Raw genomic sequence first — 19,257 nt, 5'->3', positions numbered from 1 at the left:
CGGAACGGCTGCCTTCGACGGGTGGACGTACGCGCCGCGGCTGGATACGCGGACTGCCACACCGGTGAGGGCCCTTTTAGCCGGACCGGTCACCGCACGAGCTCGCCGAACACGCGTTCCTCCACCTTCCGGAGGTGCTCGCCGACCGTTCCGGGGGCGATGTCGACGACAGCGCCGATGTCCTCGAGCGAGGCCTCGCGCGGTTCGCTGTAGTACCCCAGCTCGACCGCGACCTCGAGTATCTCCTCCTGGCGGGCGGTGAGCAGCCTGCTGAACGAGGACTCCTCGGCCTCGTACTCGCCCATCTGGAGGATCTCGACGGCCATCGAGTCGAGCTCGTCGACGTAGTCGGACAGCTCCCGGAACGTCTCGTCGGTCCCCAGGTAGGTCACCTCGAGGTGGTCCGCGGACGTGAACCGGATGGGCGTGTCGACGACCAGCAGCGACTCCCGCTGTAGCTCCAGGGCCCGGCGGACCGTCTCCGTCGGTTCGAACTGGCTCACGGCCAGCCACCGGTCGTCCCCGGCCGTGAGATAGTCGACGACGTACGGGGAGTCCGCCATTATCTCCCGGTAGCGGTCCTGGCTGCCGCTCGCCTCGGCCAGCAGCAGCACCGTCCCGTCGGCGAGCAGCTCGACGTGGTGGATCGCGCGCCGTTCGATAGACGGGTCGTCGCTCAGTTCGCTCCCGAGCGGGTGGAGTGCGCTCCCGCCGTCCGCCTTCACCAACAATGTGAGATATCGCATGGACTCATCCGCAGTTCGCGGTACCGGACGGGTTGGGGAGCGCCCCATATAAATTCCGACACAGGTGAGGCAGCGGCAATTCCCGAGCCACGCCGAAAACTGCCACCTGTGAACGATGCAACGGCAACACCACTCGACCGCCGACAGGCTTCTCGACGAGGCGGTCACGGCCCTCCCCGACGACGCCATCGTCGGCCGTGAGTCACACGAGACCGCCCCCGCAGTCGTGGTCCGCGCCGACAGCGTCCAGACGGCCCTCTCGGCACTCCGCTCGACGGTCGGGCTCGACCACTGCTCCTGCGTGACCGCACAGGAGTACCCGGACCGCTTCGAGACGATCTACCACCTCACCAGCTACGACGACCGCAGCCGCGAGCTGTCGGTCGTCGTCCCCACGAAGCACGACGGCCCAGTCAGCGAGTCGGCCGCGTCGGTCTACCGGACCGCCGAGTGGCACGAGCGCGAGGCGTACGACCTCCTCGGCATCGAGTACGAGGACCACCCGGACCTCCGCCGTATCCTCCTGCCCGAGACCTGGCAGGGCCACCCGCTCCGTGCGGACTACGACCAGGACCGGCCACAGATCGTGCCCCTGAAGGCGCACGCCAACCCGCTGCAGGAGGACCACCGCGGGGGCGGGACCGACACGATGTTCCTCAACATCGGCCCGCACCACCCGTCGACCCACGGCGTGATGCACCTGAAGGTGACCCTCGACGGTGAGCAGGTGGTCGACGTCGACCCGGACGTCGGCTACATCCACCGGTGCGAGGAGCAGATGTGCCAGCGGGGCACCTACCGCCACCAGATAATGCCGTACCCGGACCGGTGGGACTGGGGCGGCGCGGGCCTGCTCAACGAGTGGGCCTACGCCCGCACCATCGAGACCCTCGCCGACATCGAGGTCCCCGAGTACGCACAGGTCATCCGGACGATGAGCGCCGAACTGTCTCGCATCCTCTCGCACTTCCTGTTCACGGCGATGTACGCGCTGGACGTCAGCGGCGAGTTCACCGCCGCCTTCATGTGGGGGTTCTGGGACCGCGAGCGCGTCCAGGACATCCTCGAGGAGCTGACGGGCCAGCGCCTCATGTTCAACTACTTCCGGGTCGGCGGCGTCGCCTGGGACGTCCCCGAGCCCCGCGACGAGTTCTTCGAGATGGTGCGGGCGTTCACCGACGACCTCCCGCACCGACTCGACGAGTACCACAGCCTGCTGACGAACAACGAGACGTTCCAGCTCCGCTGTGTCGACACCGGGGAACTGCCGCCGGCGGTCGCGAAGCAGCACGGCGCCACCGGCCCGGTCGCCCGCGGCTCCGGCGTCGACTACGACGTCCGGCGGGACGACCCCTACGGCTACTACGACCGCCTCGACTGGGACGTCGTCACCGAGGACGACTGTGACAACTTCGCCCGCGTGCTCGTCCGACTGCAGGAGATCGAGGAGTCAGCGGCCATCGTCGAGCAGTGCGTCGACCTGCTCCAGGACTGGCCGGAGGACGAGCGAACCTGTCAGGCGAACGTCCCCCGGACGCTGAAGCCCACCGGCGAGTGCTACCGTGCCGTCGAAGGTGCGAAGGGCGAGCTCGGCATCTACATCCGCGCGGACGGCACCGAGACCCCGGCGCGGTTCAAAATCCGCGGGCCCTCGTTCTCGAACCTGTCCGCGCTCCCCGCGATGGCCGAGGGCGAGTACGTCGCCGACCTGGTCGCGACGCTCGGGAGCCTCGACACCATCATGGGAGAGGTGGACCGATGACGGCGACCGGCTGGCGACCGTGGTCGTTCGACCCCGACGAGCAGGTCACCTGCATCGCCTGCGGCGACGAGCTCCCCCGCGACGACGCACGGGAGTACGACAAACACGGCGACCGCTGGAGCCGGCAGGGCAAGCAGTTCGAGTACCTCTGCAAGCCCTGCTACCGGGAGTGCTGCCACCAGAACCGCGACGGGCTCGAAGCGGCGCTCGTCGCAGCCGACGCCGGCCGAACGGACCGGCGGACGTTCCTCCGGCGGTTCTGCGAGCGAGCGGCGGACGACGCGGAGTCGCGCGCCTGACCGCGCTCACCGGAACAGCACCGTCGGCGACCGCGCCACGTCGGCGACCGACTGACCGTCCTCGATGGCTGGCAGGCGGACCGTCGCGACGGTTCCGTCGTCGCCCCCTCGAATCTGGAACGAGCCGCCGTAGCGGGTGACGATCCAGTTGACGAGCCAGAGCCCGAGCCCGCTCCCGTGTTCGAGCGCGGACTCCTGCCCCTTCGAGATGACGTGTGCCTCCATCTCGTCGATGCCCGGGCCGTCGTCGGCGACAGTGCAGACGACCCAGTCGCCCTCGTCGGCGGCGGTGACACGGACACAGGGTGCGGATGATGGGTCGTGTTTGAGGCCGTTCTCGACGAGCTCGGTCAGCGCCTGCTCGAGTTCGACGCCGGCACAGACCGCGCGCTCGGTTCGGCAGTCCAGCTCGACCGTCGCGTCGGGGAACCGCTCGCGCTGCTCGTCGACCAGGGCGGCGAGCATGGCGTCGGTGTCGAGGCGGCGCGGGTCGCGTTCGTAGCGCGCGTAGCGCTCCAGTTCGCGGGCCTGCTCGGTCAGGTGGACGAGCGACTCGGCGGTGCTGACGATGCGCGAGCCGACGGCCGTGGGTTCGCCGGTCCCCTCGCGGAGCAGGTCGCCGAAACCGAGCAGGGCGTTCATGTCGTTCCGGAGGTTGTGCCGGAGCACGCGGTTGAGCAGCTGGACGAGCTGTTCGGTGCGCTTGCGTTCGGTGATGTCGGTCTGGAAGCCGAGGAACTGGGTGACCTCGCCGTCGTCGTCCTCCACGGGGCTGACCTGCACCTGGTTCCAGAACGGCGTGCCGTCCTCGCGGTAGTTGATGAGCTCGACGAGCACCGGCTCCTCGGCGTCGATGTGCTCGCGGAGCGTGGCGACGCGGTCGGGATCGGTCGCCTCGCCCTGGAGGAACCGGCAGTCGCGGCCGAGCGCCTCGTCGGCGCCGTAGCCGGTGACCCGCTCGAAGCCCTCGTTGACGTAGAGCAGGGGGTTGCTGTCCCCGCCGGCCTCGGCGATGGAGATACCGATGTCGGCCTCGTCCATCGCGCGGTTCTTCAGCCGGAGCTCTCGCTCGCGGCGCTTCTGTTCGGTCACGTCCCGCCCGACGCCCTGGATGCCGACTATCTCGCCGTCGTCGGTGACGGGCGTCGCGTTCACCTCGATGACGACCCGTTCGCCGTCGGCGTCGACGAAGTCGAGTTCGACGTTCTCGGCGGGCTCGCCCTCGAGGGCGTCGGCGTAGGCGACGAGTGCGTCGTCGAGCGTGGGCTGGACGATGATGTCCGCGAAGGGCGAGCCGACGAGCGTCCCGGGGGCGTAGCCCAACGTCTGTTCGACCGCGGGGGAGACGTAGGTGAACTCGCCGTCGAGGTCGAGCTGGAACAGGATGTCGAAGCTGGTCTCGGCGATGCCCTCGATGCGAGCCTTCTCGCGCTGGAGACGCTCGTTGCGCTGTTCGAGTTCCCGTTCGTAGCGCCGGCGCTCTATCGCCTGGCCGACCAGCTTGGCGAACACCTCGATGAACACCGTCTCGTCGGTGTCGAACTCGGCGTCGCGTTGGGTCTGGCTGGCGAAGCAGACCGTGCCGTACACCTCGTCGTCCACGAGCACCTTCGCGCCGACGTACGTCTCGAGCCCGAACGTCCGGAGCGCGGTCTGCGAGACTGCCTCGGAGGCGCTCGCGTGGTGGACGGCCAGGTGGCCGTCGAGTTCGACGGTCCGGCGGCAGTAGGCGTCGTCGAGCGGGCAGCTCTCCCCGGGCTGGATGAGCTCGTGGTCGCCGGTCGATTGGATGATCGTCTGCGTGCCGTCCTCGATGCGCGTGAGGAAGCCGATTGGGAGGTCGAGGTACGCGCGACCGATGTCGAGCGCGTCGGCGACGAGCTCGCCGACCGGGCGGCCCCGGTCGGCGAACACCTCGTAGAGCTGCTCGCGGCGAGAACTGCCGTCCATCACGAACGGCTTGGGCTGGCTACACTATAATGCGTGTGGCACCGATGGTCCCCCGCCCTCGGACACATCGAGCGGCGGTCTGGGGGAAAGCACTTGCCGGTCCCCGGGGAACGATCGCGGACTCGGGGGTGAACCTCGCCGTCTACTACGTCGACACCTCGGTCGCGGTCCGCGCCCACGAGAGAGGGCGACGGGACGCATCCCGACCCGTGGGAGGACGGCGTCACGGTCGCCTGCTTCGACTGACCGTCACTCCAGCGACCGAGCTACGACCCGCCCTCGCTCTCCGCGACCCGGTCGGCCTGCTTCTCGAGGTCGACGGCCAGCGTGCGCGCCTGCTCCGGCGTCAACTGGAGCTCCTCCGTGTGCGCCGGCAGGAGGTCCTCGGTCATGTTGTCGAGCTCGAACTGCAGCTTGACGTGGTCGGGCGACTCGCGCGCCGCCGTCGCGTTGCACACCGCGAACACCTCGTCCTCGAAGTCGTGGCCGCGCACCGTCGCGTCGACGAGGTCGAGGGTGGTGTAGGCGTTCACCTTCAGGAGTCGGTCGGCCATACCCGACAGAACGCGGCGAGACACTTAGCGGACGTGCTCGCGACAACGTCGGCCGCTGACCGCGACAACACGCTCGTCCCCCGGCCCAGTCATGGTCGAGTCAAGCGTCCGAGCTGGCGTCCAGTCCCGGTTCCCCGTCGGCAGTCAGGCGGCCCGACGCTGGACGAGCGGTAGCAGTCCGCCGAGACCGACGGGGAGCCCCACGAAATCGCTCTGGAGACGGGACAGCCGGACGGAGAGCGTCACGTCGGGAGCTACACCACCACGGAGGAACCGCGGAGCCAACGCAAGAGTGCTGCTGTTCTCAGCCCGATGAGCGGGGTCGATGCAGACTCGAACGGCCCGTCGTCTCAGTCGTCGGCCGACAGCGGCTCCCCGTCGGGCGAGGCCGGCGCGGGCGAGTCGTCGAGCGAATCCTCGTCGGCGTACGGGTACCAGGTGCGCTTCGTGTTGTGCATGAACGGGTCGTCGTAGCTGGTCTCCTCTGGCTCGACCAGTTCGGCCAGCTCGTCGTCATCGCGGGCGGCGACGAACTCGCGGAAGCTCTGGCGCTCGTCCGCACGCTGGGCCTCGAAGTTCGCGAGCAGGTTCCGGATGGCGCCGGGGACCTCGTCGGCGGGCACGCGCTCGGTGACCCAGGAGGCGAACTGGGGCTCCTCGCCGAGGCCGCCGCCGAGGCCGATGTCGAGCGCCTCGACGGGCTCGCCGTCCTTCCGGGTCTTCATCCCGCGCAGGGAGATGTCGGCGATCTGGGGCTGGGCACAGGAGGCCGTACAGCCCGAGAGGTGGATGTGGAAGTCCTCAACGCCGGCGGGGAGCTCGACGTTGTCCTTCAGCCAGCGGGCGTAGCGAACCTGCCGGTTCTTCGTCTCGACGATGGAGAGCGAGCAGAACTCCGTGCCGGTGCAGGCGATGGAGCCCCGCATGAACGGGTGCGGGTCCGGCGAGTAGTGCTCCAGGGCGGGCTCCGCGAGCAGGTCGTCGACGTTCTCGTCGGGCACGTCCGTGAGGACGATGTTCTGGCGCTGGGTGAGCCGGACCTCGCCGGAGCCGTGCTCGTCGGCGGCGTCGGCGATGTCGAGCGCGTCGTCCGCGCCGATACGGCCGACGAGGACGTTCAGGCCGACGTAGTTGTTCCCGTCGGGCTGGCCGTGGACGCCGACGTGGTCGTGCTTCCCGGCGGCCTCGCCGGCGTTGTAGCTGTACTCCGAGCGCAGGTCCTCCCCGGCGGTGTGGAGTTCGAAGTCGACGAACTCGTCCTGCAGGACATCGCGGAGCTTCTCGGGGCCCCACTCGTCGACGAGGAACTTGATGCGGGCGTTGTAGCGGTCCTCGCGGTCGCCGTACTCGCGGAACAGCGCGGAGATGCCGCCGGCGACGTCGGCGGCCTGCTCGGGCGTGACGAACACGTCGATGTCCCGGGCGAAGCGCGGCTCGTTCCGGGAGAGCCCGCCACCGACGCGGACGTTGAACCCCTCGCGTGCCTCGCCGTCACCAGAACCCGGAGAGTTCTGGTTGTTCGATGAGCTTCGCTCATCGGTGTCGATTGTCTTCGTCGCGGGTTCGAGGGCGAGGTCGTTGATGTCGCCCTGGCCGCAGCCCTCGCGGCAGCCCGTCACGCTGACCTTCCACTTCCGGGGGAGGTTCGCGTGCTCGGCGTTGCCCTTGAAGCGGTCGTTCAGCTCGTGGATGGTCGGGAGCGCGTCGACGTGCTCGTGCTCGTCCTTGCCGGCGACCGGGCAGCCGACGATGTTGCGCCAGGAGTCGCCACACGCCTGCATCGTCGTGAGCCCGGCGTCCTCGAGCGCGTCGAAGATGGCGGGCACGTCCTCGATGTTAATCCAGTGGAGCTGGATGGCCTGTCTGGTCGTCACGTCGAGCCAGCCGTTGCCGAACTCGGGGTTCGCGGCGGGGCCGGTCGAGTACTCCTTCGCTATCTCGGCGACGGTCCGGAACTGGCCCGGTTCGAGCACGCCGTTGGGCGGCCCGATGCGCATCATGAAGTAGGACTCCTGGCCGGCGCGCTGGTGGTACAGCCCGTACCACTTGAAGCGCTCGAACCAGGCGTCGCGCTCGTCCTCCGGAATCGAGTCCCAGCCCGTCTCGGCGAATCGCTCGATGTGTTCGCGGATGTCCGTGCCGTAGAGCTCGGACTTCCACTGTTCCACGTCGGTCGGCATGGAACGGCCTACGACAGCCACTCCTATACCGGCGCGCTCCGCGTCAGGTTCCCCCGGTGCTCGCCGTCACCGGATATCGTTGCCGGGTTCGAGCCGCGGGCGAAGTTCAGCGGGGTCGTACGGGTGGAACGCGCCGTCTCGCACCCGGCCGACGGCGAGCCAGTCCAGCGCGCCCTCGGTGCCGCAGTCGATGCACTGGCCGACCGCCTGGACCGAGACGCCGTCGCGGTCGACGCCCACGTCGGTGAACGCCTCCAGCACGACGTGGGCCGTCTCGCAGCCGCAGAAATCGGTGACTGCGAGGGGCCAGATGTCGCTGTTGGGCACCCGACGCTGGTTGTCGACGCTGATCCACGCGCCGTCGTCCAGCACGCGCAGTTCAGTTGCCATACCGGACGGTGGCGCTGCAGCAGGGTGGTCCCGTCGCCCGGTGCAACGCTTCGCGCGTTCGACGACGGACGACGGTACGGTAAATCGGCTCTCGTCCGTCGGTTTCGGTCGTTGCCCCGCGTCAGAGATACCGGCCGGAAGTGCCGGTACCCCCGAGCCCCGGTGACGATTGTCCGGGCAGCGTCGGTTAAGGAGGGGCCGCCGTTACGTCACGACGATGACCGACGAGTCGACACCCGACCGACCAGACTCCGAGCGCCAGCACGCCTCCGCCGACGTGGCACCGGAGCTGTACGAACCGGAGGCGCCACGATGACCGGTCGGTCCGTCGAAACCGACGACGAGGCCGACGACGGAGCCGACGACGAGCGCCCCGACGCCCACCTCCGCGACCTCGACCCCGGCGCGGGCTGTACCGAGATCTGGGAGCACCTCTCCGAGGAGCGCGACGAGGAGTGAGGGACACACCAGCAGGGAGTTTTTGGATGGTGACCCCCAACGGCGCACAATGAGCGACGAACGGCCCACCCGGACCGAGCGGGAGTCACCCGTCGGCGAGCCAGTCATCCGGGGCGACCCGGCCGTCACCGGCGAGCGCGCCCGCGACGCGGTCCAGTTCGACCCCACCGACGCCGACTCCCTCGCCGCGGCCGCCGAGACCGTCGACGCCTTCGCCCGCAACACGGTCGGTGCCGAGGACAACGTCTACATGCTGCGCGGGGCCGCCGCCTGCGCCGCCCTCGTCCGCGGCGAGGGCTCCTACACCGCCGCCGCAGAGCGCGTCGGCGAGCCCGCCACCGTCTCCTTCATCCGCAAGTGGGCCCGCGTCCACGACCTCCCCGAATCCATCCGACGGCACGTCGCCCAGGGGCACATCGCGCCCTCGGCCGCCAAGCACATCGCCCGCGTCGGTGGCGAGGCACGGCTCTACCTCGCCTGGGCCGTGCTCGACGCCGACCTCACCGTCCGCGAGGTGCGCGCGGTCGCCAGCGCCGTCAACGACGGGGCCTCCGTCGCCGACGCGCTCGCCGACCACGACGTCACCCTCGGCGCGCTCGCCCTGACGCTCCCGCCTGCGACCTACCGCGAGCTCCGCCGGCGCGCGTCCGTCGAGAACCGGACGCCCGACGACGTGGTCGCCGACGCGCTCGACGATTTCCTCTGAAGTCGGCTCACTTACGATTTCCCGAACTGACGCCACTGGCGCGCAGCTGGCGAGCGTGCCGCAGGCCGCGAGCCATCCGCGCGAGGGACGAGCATCGGAGCGGAGCGAGAAGCACAGTCGGTTGGGGAGGTCTGAGGTGCGGTGCGGGTGCGGCGGAGGGGACTCAAAGGGGCCGAGCGCTCGCCAGCCGAGACGACGCAAGCACCGCAGGAACGAGCAGCGTGGTTCGAAAGACGCCCCCGGCGTCTTTCGTCATCCCGGAAATCGGAGCTTTCCGGCGACATCACGAGAGAGCTTCGCTCTCTCGAACGACAGCGAGTCGCAGGCGGCGAGCGCTCGGGGGCTTCCTGGCTGTTGTCGTCCGCAGCAGCACCCATGACTGAGAACACGAGACAGGCAAGAGAAGTCCGATTTATCGACCGCAGAATCGGGCCGCAGCATCCGCGATCACGCCAGCGGCCGTCTCGACCTCGCGAACGTCGATGGACTCGTCGGGGAAGTGCGCCTGGTCGATGCTCCCCGGGCCGAACAGCACCGTCGGGATGCCGGCGTGCTGGTAGTGCCGGCTGTCCGCGCCGAAGGTGCCCCCGTACGGCTCCGCGTCCAACCCGGCCGCCTCGGCCGCCGCCCGAACCGCCCCGACGACCGGGTCGACCGGGTCCACCGACGCGGGCTCGAACTGGATGGAGAAGCGCTCGAACGTCGGCGGGTGCTCGCTGAGCCACTCGCTCTCGGCGACGACCTCGTCCAGCCGTTCCTGGAACTCGGCCTCGACGCTCGCGACGGTCTCGCCGGGGGCGACACCGATGCGCACCTCGGCGACGAGCTCGTCAGGCACCGCGGAGGCCCAGTTGCCCGCGCGGACGGTCCCAACGCAGACCGGCCACTTGACCGGGTAGTCGTCGTACAGCGGATGGTCGACCCGCGCCTCGCGCTCGGCCTCCAGCTCCTCGAAGGCGTGGCGGATATCCTCGAAATGCGGAAGGACGGACTCCCCGCGCCAGCGCGTCGCCGCGTGTGCGGAGCGGCCCTCGATACGCAGGCGCTTCATCACGCTGCCCTCGACGGCGGTGACGACGCCGAGTTCGGTCGGCTCGCCGATGATGGCCGCGTCGCGGTCGAACGGGTACGGGTTGTCCATCGCCGCCGCCGCGGCACCGATGCCGCCCTCCTCCTCGCCGGCGACGCCCTCGACGACGACGCGGCCGTCCAGGGCCGGCCCGTCCGCGCCCCCCGCCAGCTCGGCGAGGTGCCGCGCGGCGAACACGCAGGACACCAGCCCGCCCTTCATGTCCGCGGCCCCGCGGGCGGTCACCCGGTGGTCGTCCCACTCCGGCTCGAACGGGTCGCTCGACCACGCCGACCGCGTCGCCGGCACCACGTCGACGTGGCCGTTCAGCACCAGCGTCGGCCCGGCGTCGGGGTCGCCGAACTCCACCACGCCCGCGACCGACGGCCGGTCCTCGACCTCGATCTCGGCGGGGTCGTCGGGGAACGACGGGTGCTCGGCCAACGCCGCCGCGTCCGCGGTCCACTCGTACGTCTCGAAACCGAACTCCGCGAACCGCTCGCGGAGCCAGACCATCGCGGGAGCCTCCTGCCCGTCGGTCGTGTCGAATCGCAGCAGTTCGTCGAGGAACTCTCGGAGGTCTCCACTCCATCGGTCGGCGAACTCGTCCATGGCTACGAGTGCGGCGACCCACGGGTAAAATCGTTCGATGCACCCCCGGCGAACGACAACCCTTTAACCGTGCCACTGCGAACTGTCGAGCGCACGGGCCGGTAGCTCAGTTAGGCAGAGCGTCTGGCTTTTAACCAGACGGTCATGGGTTCAATTCCCATCCGGCCCGCTTCTCTTGCGAACGAAGTGAGCAATGAGAAGCGACAGCCGTGCGGGAATTGAATCAGGGAGCGAACGCAGTGAGCGACCGTGGTTCAATTCCCATCCGGCCCGCTTCTGCTCCGAACGCACGTGAGGAGCGAAGCGGTAACTGTGAATTGAACCCTGCCAGTCGCGCGCAGCGAACGAAGTGAGCGAGCACGTCTGGCTCCGGTTCAATTCCCATCCGGCCCGCTACGCCTCCCGCCCGCTCCTGCGAGGAACGGAGCCGTCACGGTGGGACGGCAGAAAGCCCACAAACAGCCATCCTGAATCCGGCCGTATGCGACGACACCGAACAGTCTCGCTCGTGGGCGTCGGCCTGCTCGCACTCGGGACGTGGCGCCCGTGGCTACGGCCCCGACCGGCCCAGGAGGCCGGCCCCCTCGTCTACCTACCCGGGATGGGGTCCGGACTGGAGTACTACGGCTTCCCGCTGCTGGTCTGGTCCGGCCTCGTGACGCTGGGGCTGCTCGCCCGCCCGGACAGCCAGTTCACCACGACGGCCGCGGTCGTCACGGGCTGTGCCGGCAGCCTCGCCGCGGCCGTCGAGCTCTCGTCGCTGCTGGGCAGCCACTACTACGTCCCGGCGGCTGGCCTGTACCTGACGGCGGTCGGGAGCACACTGCTCGTCGTGTCGAGCGGCTACCCGGCACTGGTCACGAGCGACGGACGCGAACCGCAGTAGAAGAATCCGCGAGTCGATTCACTCCTTCCGCGGGAGGAACGCAAGCGTCACCAGCAGCACCAGCGCGAGACTGGCCACGATGACGACGCCCCAGAAGCCGTTGATACGCTCGTGGAAGCGGCTCTTGTCGTCGAGTTGCTCGTAGAGCGCGACCTGGGCGTCCTGGCCCTGCTGGAGCGTGACGGTGTTCTCGTTGGTGAAGTGGACCGCGTAGTCGACGCCGTTGAGCGTGACGTTCTCGTGCTGTCCGAACGTCACCTCGTTGTCACGCGGCGCGGTCCAGGTGAACGTCGCCTGCTCGGGTGCCGTCGTGATGGTGGTCTCGTTCCCGTTGTAGTCGAGCGAGCTCGTCGTGTCGATGGTGCGCGGCTGGATGCTCGAGTTGTTGGAGTTCTCGATGTACGTGTCGACGCGCGTCGCCTGTCGGTCCAGCGTGTCCGGCTCGCCGTCGATGTACTGCACGCCGTCGACCCACTGCGGGCTGAACCGGTCGCTCGGCTCCCAGCGCAGGGCGATCTCGGTCGGCTCCGACGTGTTCGCGATGAACGCGCGGTAGGTGTCGCCCTGGTAGGTGACCGTGGAGTTGTTCCCCCAGGTCTCCGTCCACTGCGCGGAGTCGTTGGTCCACACGAGCGCCGCCTCGTACGTGGTGCCGCCACCGCCGCCGTGGCCGCCACCGCCGCCGCTGCTCGCGGAGATGTCCGTGACGTTGTACACGCGGTCGTTCACCGTCAACGTCGACCCCTTCTGCAGGGTCTCGTCCGGGTCCTCCAGCGAGACGGCCGGTCCCTCCGCGGTCGAGATGAACGCGAAGGCCCCGGCGGTGATAACGAGGAGGAGTACGACGTAGGCCGCCGCTGCTCGTCGTTGCATAGTCGGAGCCTCGGACGCGCCGCCTAAAACGATTTCTCTTTGCATGGACGGCGTCGGAGGTGCTGGTCCGGGCTCGGGTCCGAACCCGCACCGCCGTGCCCCGTCGGAGCTTTGCCACTGCCCGTCGTACCTCGCGGCATGACGCTCTTCGATGCGGTCGCAGACCTGCCGCTGGTCGTCGACGACTACCGACTGCGACGCCACGAGCGCGACACGTCGAGCGGGTTCACGCGCGTGACCACCGTCTTCGAACTCCACGGCGACGGCCACGTCGGCCGCGGCGAGGACGTGACCTACGACGCCGACGACCACGACGCCCTCCAGGCTGCCCACGACTTCGACTTCGAGGGCGAGTACACGTTCGCCGAGTTCTCCGCGATGCTCGACGACGTCGAGCTGTTCCCGAAGCCACCAGGACAGACGGCCGCCCGTCACTACCGCCGCTGGGGCGTCGAGAGCGCCGCGCTCGACCTCGCGCTCCGACAGGCCGGGACGAACCTCGGCGACGCGCTCGACCGTTCGTACGACCCCGTCCGGTTCGTCGTCAGCACGCGGCTGGGCGAGCCACCGACGTTCGACCGCATCGAGGCAACCCAGGCCGTCACCCCCACCGCGGAGTTCAAGCTCGACCCAGTCTCGGCGTGGCACGACGACCTCGTCGCCCAACTCGCCGACACCGACGCGGTCCGCCTGCTCGACCTGAAGGGCCAGTACGAGGGCACCGAGGTCGACCAGCCGCCGGACCCCGGCCTCTACCGGCGCGTCCTCGAGGGGTTCCCGGACGCCGTCGTCGAGGACCCCGCGCTCACTGACGAGACGCGCTCCCTGTTCGACGGCGAGGAGCACCGCGTGAGCTGGGACTACCCCGTCACCGGCGTCGAGAGCGTCGAGAACCTCCCGTTCGAGCCCGACTGGCTCAACATCAAGCCCTCGCGCTTCGGAACCGCCGAGTCGCTGCTCGACACGCTCGGCTACTGCGCCGACCACGACATCAGCCGCTACGGCGGTGGCCAGTTCGAGCTCGGTGTCGGACGCGGCCACATCCAGGCGCTCGCGTCGCTGTTCTACGCCGACGCACCCAACGACGTGGCCCCGGGGGCTACAACGACCCGGACCTCGACCACGACCTCCCGGCCAGTCCACTCTCACCGCCGACCGACCCGGCCGGCATCCTCTAGCCCGTTACTCGCCCCCGGGCAGCCCTCCGTCCGTCCTCTCGTCGCTGTCGTCCGCGGTCGGGAGGTCCTGCGCCAGCCGGTCGAACCGACTCTGCGACGCCGCCGTCCGCTCCTCCGTCTCCGTCGGCCGATAGGAGAGCGCGCGGAGGGAGTCACCACAGACGCGTAGCTCGAACACCGCGCCCTGCTCGCGCCCCGACGGCGGCAGCTCCTGGCGGTGGACGAGCAACTCGTCGACGGCCTCGCCGTCCGCCTCCACCAGCAGCACCGCTGTCTCCTCCTCGAACCGGTCCAGCACTGCCGTGTACTCTCGCATCATGTGTACTCCTCCTCAACGACGACGGCCCCCTCGTCGGTCGAGACGAGCACGGTGTCGCCGCCGTTGTTCCAGATCGCGCCGTCCGCGCCCCAGTACAGCTCACCAGCACCGTCGGTGCCACTGCCGGTGTACACCGTCACCCGCTCGCCCGGCGCGAGCGTCACCCCCGACGGGAAGGTGTAGCGATGCCCCGCTGCGTCCGCCAGCACCCAGCCGCCCAGGTCGACCGTCGAATCACCCGTGTTCTCGAAGGTGAGGTACTCGTCGTCGAGGTTCTCGTTGTCGTTTCCGGCCGCGTCCGCGTGCACCTCGACGAGCGAGAGCTGCCCCGCGACCGACGTCATCGTACCACCGTCCGGCGTGATGGCGTCGACGGACCGCCCGGAGTCAGCGACGAACTGCTCACGCATGGCCACCGGGTCGTTGCTTCGCGGGTCGACCGCCTCGGCATCCCGCAGCGCCGTCGCGACCGTCGTCGCCGACTGCTGCGACAGCACCGTCACGGTCCGTCCGTCGCTCCGGAGCACCACGTCGCCGTGAACGCCGGTCCAGTACGCCGGAACCGACCGCGTCGCCAGCCGCTCGAGCACCTCCTGGTGCGGGTGCCCGTACTGCGAGTCGTACGCGCTCGAGATCACCGCAGCCCGCGGCTGCACGGCGTCGAGCAACGCCGACCCCGTGCTCGACCGGCTCCCGTGGTGGCCCGCGAGCAGCACAGTCGACCGGAGCCCGTCGCCGTAGCTCGACACCAGGTACTGCTCCCCGACCACGACCGCATCACCCGTGAACAGGACGCTCGTGTTCCCGTGCGCGAGGCGGAACACCAGACTGTTTTCGTTGCGGTCGACGTTCGCCAGCGGCTCCGTCGGCGGGCCAAGCACTTCCACGTCGACCCCTTCGACGGGGAGCTGTGCCCCCGCTCGCGTCCGGAACAGCGGCACGTCGTACTCCTCGACCGCGTCGAGGTACCGCTCGTACGTCGCCGACGACGACGCGATACCGGGGTCGTACACCGCCCCGACGCCCTCGCCTGCCGTCTCGAAGTGCTCGATGACCGTCGCGTGACCGCCGATGTGGTCCGCGTCCGCGTGCGAGGTGACCAGGTGGTCGATGCGCTCGACACCCTGCCGCTCCAGGTAGTCGATGACTATCTCGCCGTCGTCGCGCCAGTCGCCCGAGTCGACCAGCACCGTCTCCCCGGCCGGCGTGATGACGAGCGTGCTCGCCGACTGCCCGACCGCGATGACGTGGACCTCGAGCGTGCCGTCGACCGTCCCGGCCGTCCCTCGTTCGTCGGTCGTGGTGGCCACGCCCGCGTCCGGTGCGCCGAAGCAGCCGCTACAGACGACGAGCAACACCAGCAGCGCCACCGATCCGCGGGTTCCGGTTCGCACACCGGAACATACCACTGAGATATCGATAAACGTGGTTGCCAATGTTCTGTCACGACATCCCCGGCCGGAGGCCGGGCCGCGGCGCGAACGAAGTGAGCGCCCGCAGCCCGGTAGCGGTCGCTGGGCGGCGGCGGCGACCGTGCGCCTCGTCCTTCACGGAAACGCCGAGTCGAAGCCTGAACCGCGGTCGCCCTCCGGTTCGAACCACGTACGGGCATCTCGCGATCTGATTCGTCGCAGAAAGCCAAGGGCCGGATTTGAACCGGCGGTGGGCGGCTCTGCAGGCCGCTGCGTTCGGCCGGACTCTGCCACCTTGGCGCAGTCTCAACTACTGGTCGGCCGAGTTTAAACGTAGCGATGTACGCCGTCGCTCCCGTCCGGTTCACCTCGTTCGGAGGATGTGGCCGTAGCTCGCCGATGCTATCTGCGCACTCGACGACCCACAGCCCACGATGGGGCTGTCGCTCGCCAACGAATGAATGAAAGGTATGAATGGCAGGCGGCGAATCGCGTTTCCCAGAGGCTCGCGCACTCCAGTACTCCCCGACACGCTGGCGAGCTTAACTTCCGTGTTCGGGATGGGTACGGGTGTTACCTCGCCGCTGTGGCCGCCTTAACGCCGACCAACGGAATCGAACCGTTGCAGTGGACCGTCATCGGTCGTCTACACTCGTGTACACGCGCAATCCAGTTCGCGCCTGGACCACCCCGAATCGCAGTACGGTGGTCCCAGTATGCGGTATGACTAATGGCATGATCTGTTAGTGCTCGCGGGCTTAACGCCTCGTTGCCTTGGCGCGCACACCCCGAGTCTATCTAACCCGTCTTCTACGGGTGATCATAGTGGTACCTCTTTTCCAGGTGGGTTTCGAGCTTAGATGCGTTCAGCTCTTACCCCGTGTGACGTGGCTGCCGGGCACGTGCTCTCTCGAACAACCCGTACACCAGTGGTCACCATTCGTAGTTCCTCTCGTACTATACGAACGTTCCCGTCAGGTACCGTTACACCCCCAATAGATAGCAGCCGACCTGTCTCACGACGGTCTAAACCCAGCTCACGACCTCCTTTAATAGGCGAACAACCTCACCCTTGCCCGCTTCTGCACGGGCAGGATGGAGGGAACCGACATCGAGGTAGCAAGCCACCGGGTCGATATGTGCTCTTGCCGGTGACGACTCTGTTATCCCTAAGGTAGCTTTTCTGTCATCAATTTCCCGCATCAAGCAGGATAATTGGTTCGCTAGACCACGCTTTCGCGTCACCGTCCCTCGTTGTGAAGGACAGTGTCAGCCCACCGTATGCTCTTGCGCTCTGCTCCGAGTCTCCGACTCGGATGAGGTGGACATAGGGCGCGCTCGATATCTTTTCAAGCGCGTACCGCCCCAGTCAAACTGCCCGGCTACCGGTGTCCTCCGCCAGGAGTGAGAGTCACAGTCACTAATGGGTAGTATTTCAGTGTTGACTCGGTGGCCCGCTAGCGCGGGTACCTGTGTAACGTCTCCTACCTATCCTGCACATTAGCGACCGTGTCTCAGCGACAGCCTGCAGTAAAGCTCTATAGGGTCTTCGCTTCCCCTTGGGGGTCTCCAGACTCCGCACTGGAACGTACAGTTCACCGGGCCCAACGTTGGGACAGTGGCGCTCTCGTTGATCCATTCATGCAAGCCGCTACTGAAGCGGCAAGGTACTACGCTACCTTAAGAGGGTCATAGTTACCCCCGCCGTTGACAGGTCCTTCGTCCTCTTGTACGAGGTGTTCAGATACCTGCACTGGGCAGGATTCAGTGACCGTACGAGTCCTTGCGGATTTGCGGTCACCTATGTTGTTACTAGACAGTCGGAGCGCCCGAGTCACTGCGACCTGCCTCTCTGCGAGGCAGGCATCCCTTATTGCGAACGTACGGGACTAACTTGCCGAATTCCCTAACGTCGGTTGTTCCCGACAGGCCTTGGCTTTCGCCGCCATGAGCACCTGTGTCGGTTCTTGGTACGAGTCACAGACTTGCCTTTTCACGGGCCCTAGGTACGATCGACTTTCGCTGTCTCATGGTTCGTCCGCTTCGTGCCGTTACGGCTTCCACGGAGTTGCATAATTCGACTGGGCGATGGCCCAGCTCGATTGTTCCCAAGGCGTCGGCGTTTACTGTCTGTGAGCACTGGAATATTAACCAGTTTCCCTGTCGTCACATTCGACTTACGGTGTGACTTAGGATCGGCTAACCCTCGACTGATCAGCATTGTCGAGGAACCCTTGCTCATTCGGCCGTCGGGGTTCTCACCCGACTATCGCTGCTACTATGGCCAGGATTATCGTCACCAGTCGGTCCACACGAACTCTCGTCCGTGCTTCCACCCGACTGGAGCGCCAGTCTACGGAATCACCCCTATGGGGGGTGTCGCCAGGTCTCGGTGATGGATTTGAGCCCCGATCATTTTCGGCGCCTCGAACCTCGGCCGGTAAGCTGTTACGCTTTTCTTAGAGGGTAGCTGCTTCTAAGCTCACCTCCCGGCTGTTTAGGGCTCGAGACTACCTTCGGTTGCACTTAATCCATACTTTGGGACCTTAACCCAGCTCTGGGTTGTCTCCCTCATGGTGCACAGGCTTACCCCGCACACCGGACTCCCTGCGTCTGTGGCGCTCGTAGGTTCGGAGTTTGACAGGGAGGCCGACATCTCTCGATGGCGGGTCTCCCAATCGGTCGCTCTACCCCACGAGCTACCTCAGCAGAGGTCATGCTTCGACATGTTTCGACTGGAACCAGCTGTTGCCAGGCTCGATGGGCCTTTCACCCCTATACGTAGGTCACGAGAGGGTATTGAAGGACACCAACTCTAACAGGCCTCCACGTGCCTTTCGGCACGCTTCACCTTGCCCACGCATAGATCGCCTGGTTTCGGGTCGCATCCGGTCGGCTCCCCGCCCTTGAAGACGGTGGCCCTGGCCCGTGAGGGCTGCGGCCGTATCGGTTTCCCTGCGCCTGCCTCGATGCTCGAGTTAGACTTGCCGGTCAGATGCACTCCCTGGCTCGTTTTTCAAAACGCACGACGGAACATCGGCTCCCCACGATTCCTACTGGAGACTCGCGTCTCGGTCGTTTTTCGTGGGGCCTTGTATGCCCCGTCGCTCTATCGCCACCTGGGTTCAAGCCCTATTGCACCTCCCGTTGTGGGGTGCTTTTCAGCGTTCGCTCACGCTACTTGTTCGCTATCGGTCTCAAGGAGTACTGAGTCTTCGCGGTCGATGCCCGCGTTGTTCCCGAGGGATATCCAACCCTCGGTACTCTGGAGCTGACGCACGCTGTACTGGCTTCTGTTACGGGATTGTCACCCTGTATCATCCTCCGTTCCAGGAGAGTTCACAGAAGGGTTCGAGCGGTGAGTGTCAGTCCGAACACCACATTGCCCGTGAGGGCTTCGGTTTGGACTGGATCGCGTTCACTCGCGGTTACTAACGATGTCGCGTATTGCTTTCTTTTCCTACCGGTACTGAGATGTTTCAATTCCCGGTGTTCCCCATTGCGCGAAGCAATTGCGGTGGGGATTCCCATTAGGAGATCTCCAGTTCGATGCCTCCGTGCGGCTTGCTGGAGCTTTTCGCAGCTTGGCACGTCCTTCGTCGGCTCTTGAGCCGAGCTATCCATCAGGTGGCAGAGTAGCCACGTTGTATATGGGACGTTCACTGTGACCCGGAATGGTCCAGTGGACGCCTGGATTGCGCGTACACACGGTGTCATAACGTTGCCCAGGAGTGTAAGCTGGGCTACGTTCGACCCTTCCCACCCTCGCTTGCACGGGGTGGTGCATCGGTTCGTTGTTCGGATAGAGTCGTATCGGTCTCCCACACTTAAGGGGAGCGATTCGAACTCCACCCGAACGACA

14 protein-coding genes, 2 tRNA genes, 2 rRNA genes and 1 pseudogene are annotated in these 19,257 nt (G+C 67.2%); 7 read left to right on the top strand and 12 right to left on the bottom strand.

What is annotated here, in order from left to right; genetic code table 11:
* Nucleotides 1–89: 89 nt before the first annotated feature.
* Entirely contained in the window at nucleotides 90–746 is a 657-nt protein-coding gene (locus tag BLT27_RS17210; RefSeq protein WP_089736148.1) for a helix-turn-helix domain-containing protein, read from the bottom strand.
* A gap of 115 nt (nucleotides 747–861) precedes the next feature.
* Between BLT27_RS17210 and BLT27_RS17205 the strand changes: the two genes are divergently transcribed.
* Together BLT27_RS17205 and BLT27_RS17200 are read left to right on the top strand one after the other, a co-directional pair.
* Complete coding sequence (locus tag BLT27_RS17205) at nucleotides 862–2,508, top strand: NADH-quinone oxidoreductase subunit D (protein ID WP_089736146.1); 1,647 nt, start codon at nucleotides 862–864, stop codon at nucleotides 2,506–2,508.
* Nucleotides 2,505–2,807 carry a DUF7562 family protein gene (locus tag BLT27_RS17200; protein WP_089736144.1) on the top strand — a complete coding sequence of 101 codons (303 nt, stop codon included), beginning with the start codon at nucleotides 2,505–2,507 and terminating at the stop codon, nucleotides 2,805–2,807. The genes BLT27_RS17205 and BLT27_RS17200 overlap by 4 nt, the downstream gene beginning before the upstream one ends.
* Before the next feature lie 6 nt (nucleotides 2,808–2,813).
* Here the strand turns inward: BLT27_RS17200 and BLT27_RS17195 are convergent, their stop codons facing one another.
* The 4 genes from BLT27_RS17195 to BLT27_RS17180 form a co-directional block, all read right to left on the bottom strand.
* A complete protein-coding gene (locus BLT27_RS17195; protein ID WP_089736142.1) occupies nucleotides 2,814–4,757 on the bottom strand; it encodes a PAS domain S-box protein in 1,944 nt (647 codons plus the stop codon).
* A 266-nt stretch (nucleotides 4,758–5,023) separates the two neighbouring features.
* A complete protein-coding gene (locus tag BLT27_RS17190) occupies nucleotides 5,024–5,311 on the bottom strand; it encodes a DUF6360 family protein (protein WP_089736140.1) in 288 nt (95 codons plus the stop codon).
* Between the two features lie 350 nt (nucleotides 5,312–5,661).
* Nucleotides 5,662–7,491, bottom strand: a complete 1,830-nt coding sequence (locus BLT27_RS17185; protein ID WP_089736138.1) for a nitrite/sulfite reductase — start codon at nucleotides 7,489–7,491, stop codon at nucleotides 5,662–5,664.
* A 66-nt stretch (nucleotides 7,492–7,557) separates the two neighbouring features.
* Complete coding sequence (locus BLT27_RS17180) at nucleotides 7,558–7,881, bottom strand: DUF8134 family protein (RefSeq protein WP_089736136.1); 324 nt, start codon at nucleotides 7,879–7,881, stop codon at nucleotides 7,558–7,560.
* A 312-nt stretch (nucleotides 7,882–8,193) separates the two neighbouring features.
* Here BLT27_RS17180 and BLT27_RS19940 point away from each other — a divergent pair, with 312 nt between their 5' ends.
* Together BLT27_RS19940 and BLT27_RS17175 are read left to right on the top strand one after the other, a co-directional pair.
* The gene (locus tag BLT27_RS19940) at nucleotides 8,194–8,340 is read left to right on the top strand and encodes a hypothetical protein (protein ID WP_175526504.1); all 147 of its coding nucleotides are present in this window, start codon (nucleotides 8,194–8,196) and stop codon (nucleotides 8,338–8,340) included.
* Nucleotides 8,341–8,389: 49 nt separating this feature from the next.
* The gene (locus tag BLT27_RS17175; RefSeq protein ID WP_089736134.1) at nucleotides 8,390–9,046 is read left to right on the top strand and encodes a DUF7119 family protein; all 657 of its coding nucleotides are present in this window, start codon (nucleotides 8,390–8,392) and stop codon (nucleotides 9,044–9,046) included.
* A gap of 412 nt (nucleotides 9,047–9,458) precedes the next feature.
* On the opposite strand, the gene BLT27_RS17170 is transcribed toward BLT27_RS17175, so the two are convergent.
* Entirely contained in the window at nucleotides 9,459–10,727 is a 1,269-nt protein-coding gene (locus BLT27_RS17170) for a M20/M25/M40 family metallo-hydrolase (protein ID WP_089736132.1), read from the bottom strand.
* A gap of 95 nt (nucleotides 10,728–10,822) precedes the next feature.
* Here BLT27_RS17170 and BLT27_RS17165 point away from each other — a divergent pair.
* Together BLT27_RS17165 and BLT27_RS17160 are read left to right on the top strand one after the other, a co-directional pair.
* Nucleotides 10,823–10,896 (top strand) — tRNA-Lys (locus BLT27_RS17165).
* A gap of 312 nt (nucleotides 10,897–11,208) precedes the next feature.
* On the top strand, nucleotides 11,209–11,613 hold the full coding sequence (locus BLT27_RS17160) for a hypothetical protein (protein WP_139172389.1): 405 nt from the start codon (nucleotides 11,209–11,211) through the stop codon (nucleotides 11,611–11,613).
* 18 nt (nucleotides 11,614–11,631) lie between these two features.
* Here the strand turns inward: BLT27_RS17160 and BLT27_RS17155 are convergent, their stop codons facing one another.
* Nucleotides 11,632–12,486, bottom strand: a complete 855-nt coding sequence (locus BLT27_RS17155) for a hypothetical protein (RefSeq protein WP_089736128.1) — start codon at nucleotides 12,484–12,486, stop codon at nucleotides 11,632–11,634.
* A gap of 138 nt (nucleotides 12,487–12,624) precedes the next feature.
* On the opposite strand from BLT27_RS17155, the pseudogene BLT27_RS17150 reads away from it, so the two are divergent.
* A pseudogene (locus tag BLT27_RS17150) lies at nucleotides 12,625–13,664 on the top strand (hypothetical protein).
* Nucleotides 13,665–13,668: 4 nt separating this feature from the next.
* Here the strand turns inward: BLT27_RS17150 and BLT27_RS17145 are convergent.
* The 5 genes from BLT27_RS17145 to BLT27_RS17125 all read right to left on the bottom strand — a co-directional run bounded on the left by BLT27_RS17145 (nucleotide 13,669) and on the right by BLT27_RS17125 (nucleotide 19,043).
* Nucleotides 13,669–13,980 carry a DUF3006 domain-containing protein gene (locus BLT27_RS17145; protein WP_245707842.1) on the bottom strand — a complete coding sequence of 104 codons (312 nt, stop codon included), beginning with the start codon at nucleotides 13,978–13,980 and terminating at the stop codon, nucleotides 13,669–13,671.
* Entirely contained in the window at nucleotides 13,980–15,377 is a 1,398-nt protein-coding gene (locus tag BLT27_RS17140) for a lamin tail domain-containing protein (protein ID WP_089736123.1), read from the bottom strand. The genes BLT27_RS17145 and BLT27_RS17140 overlap by 1 nt, the downstream gene beginning before the upstream one ends.
* A 242-nt stretch (nucleotides 15,378–15,619) precedes the next feature.
* A tRNA-Cys gene (locus BLT27_RS17135) sits at nucleotides 15,620–15,695 on the bottom strand.
* Between the two features lie 176 nt (nucleotides 15,696–15,871).
* Nucleotides 15,872–15,993, bottom strand: a 5S ribosomal RNA gene (rrf, locus tag BLT27_RS17130).
* Nucleotides 15,994–16,120: 127 nt separating this feature from the next.
* Nucleotides 16,121–19,043 (bottom strand): 23S ribosomal RNA (locus BLT27_RS17125).
* Nucleotides 19,044–19,257: the final 214 nt, after the last annotated feature.

It is taken from the genome of Haloarchaeobius iranensis (genome assembly GCF_900103505.1).
In the GTDB taxonomy this organism is placed as follows: Archaea; Halobacteriota; Halobacteria; order Halobacteriales; family Natrialbaceae; genus Haloarchaeobius; species Haloarchaeobius iranensis.
This window is presented reverse-complemented; position numbering and strand designations above follow the sequence as displayed.

Coding starts and splice junctions, on each gene's coding strand:
- BLT27_RS17155 (WP_089736128.1), bottom strand. CDS start 12,486: ATGCAACGACGAGCAGCGGCGGCCTACGTCGTACTCCTCCTCGTTATC.
- BLT27_RS17180 (WP_089736136.1), bottom strand. CDS start 7,881: ATGGCAACTGAACTGCGCGTGCTGGACGACGGCGCGTGGATCAGCGTC.
- BLT27_RS17175 (WP_089736134.1), top strand. CDS start 8,390: ATGAGCGACGAACGGCCCACCCGGACCGAGCGGGAGTCACCCGTCGGC.
- BLT27_RS17200 (WP_089736144.1), top strand. CDS start 2,505: ATGACGGCGACCGGCTGGCGACCGTGGTCGTTCGACCCCGACGAGCAG.
- BLT27_RS17205 (WP_089736146.1), top strand. CDS start 862: ATGCAACGGCAACACCACTCGACCGCCGACAGGCTTCTCGACGAGGCG.
- BLT27_RS17145 (WP_245707842.1), bottom strand. CDS start 13,980: ATGCGAGAGTACACGGCAGTGCTGGACCGGTTCGAGGAGGAGACAGCG.
- BLT27_RS17190 (WP_089736140.1), bottom strand. CDS start 5,311: ATGGCCGACCGACTCCTGAAGGTGAACGCCTACACCACCCTCGACCTC.
- BLT27_RS19940 (WP_175526504.1), top strand. CDS start 8,194: ATGACCGGTCGGTCCGTCGAAACCGACGACGAGGCCGACGACGGAGCC.
- BLT27_RS17195 (WP_089736142.1), bottom strand. CDS start 4,757: ATGGACGGCAGTTCTCGCCGCGAGCAGCTCTACGAGGTGTTCGCCGAC.
- BLT27_RS17170 (WP_089736132.1), bottom strand. CDS start 10,727: ATGGACGAGTTCGCCGACCGATGGAGTGGAGACCTCCGAGAGTTCCTC.
- BLT27_RS17210 (WP_089736148.1), bottom strand. CDS start 746: ATGCGATATCTCACATTGTTGGTGAAGGCGGACGGCGGGAGCGCACTC.
- BLT27_RS17160 (WP_139172389.1), top strand. CDS start 11,209: ATGCGACGACACCGAACAGTCTCGCTCGTGGGCGTCGGCCTGCTCGCA.
- BLT27_RS17185 (WP_089736138.1), bottom strand. CDS start 7,491: ATGCCGACCGACGTGGAACAGTGGAAGTCCGAGCTCTACGGCACGGAC.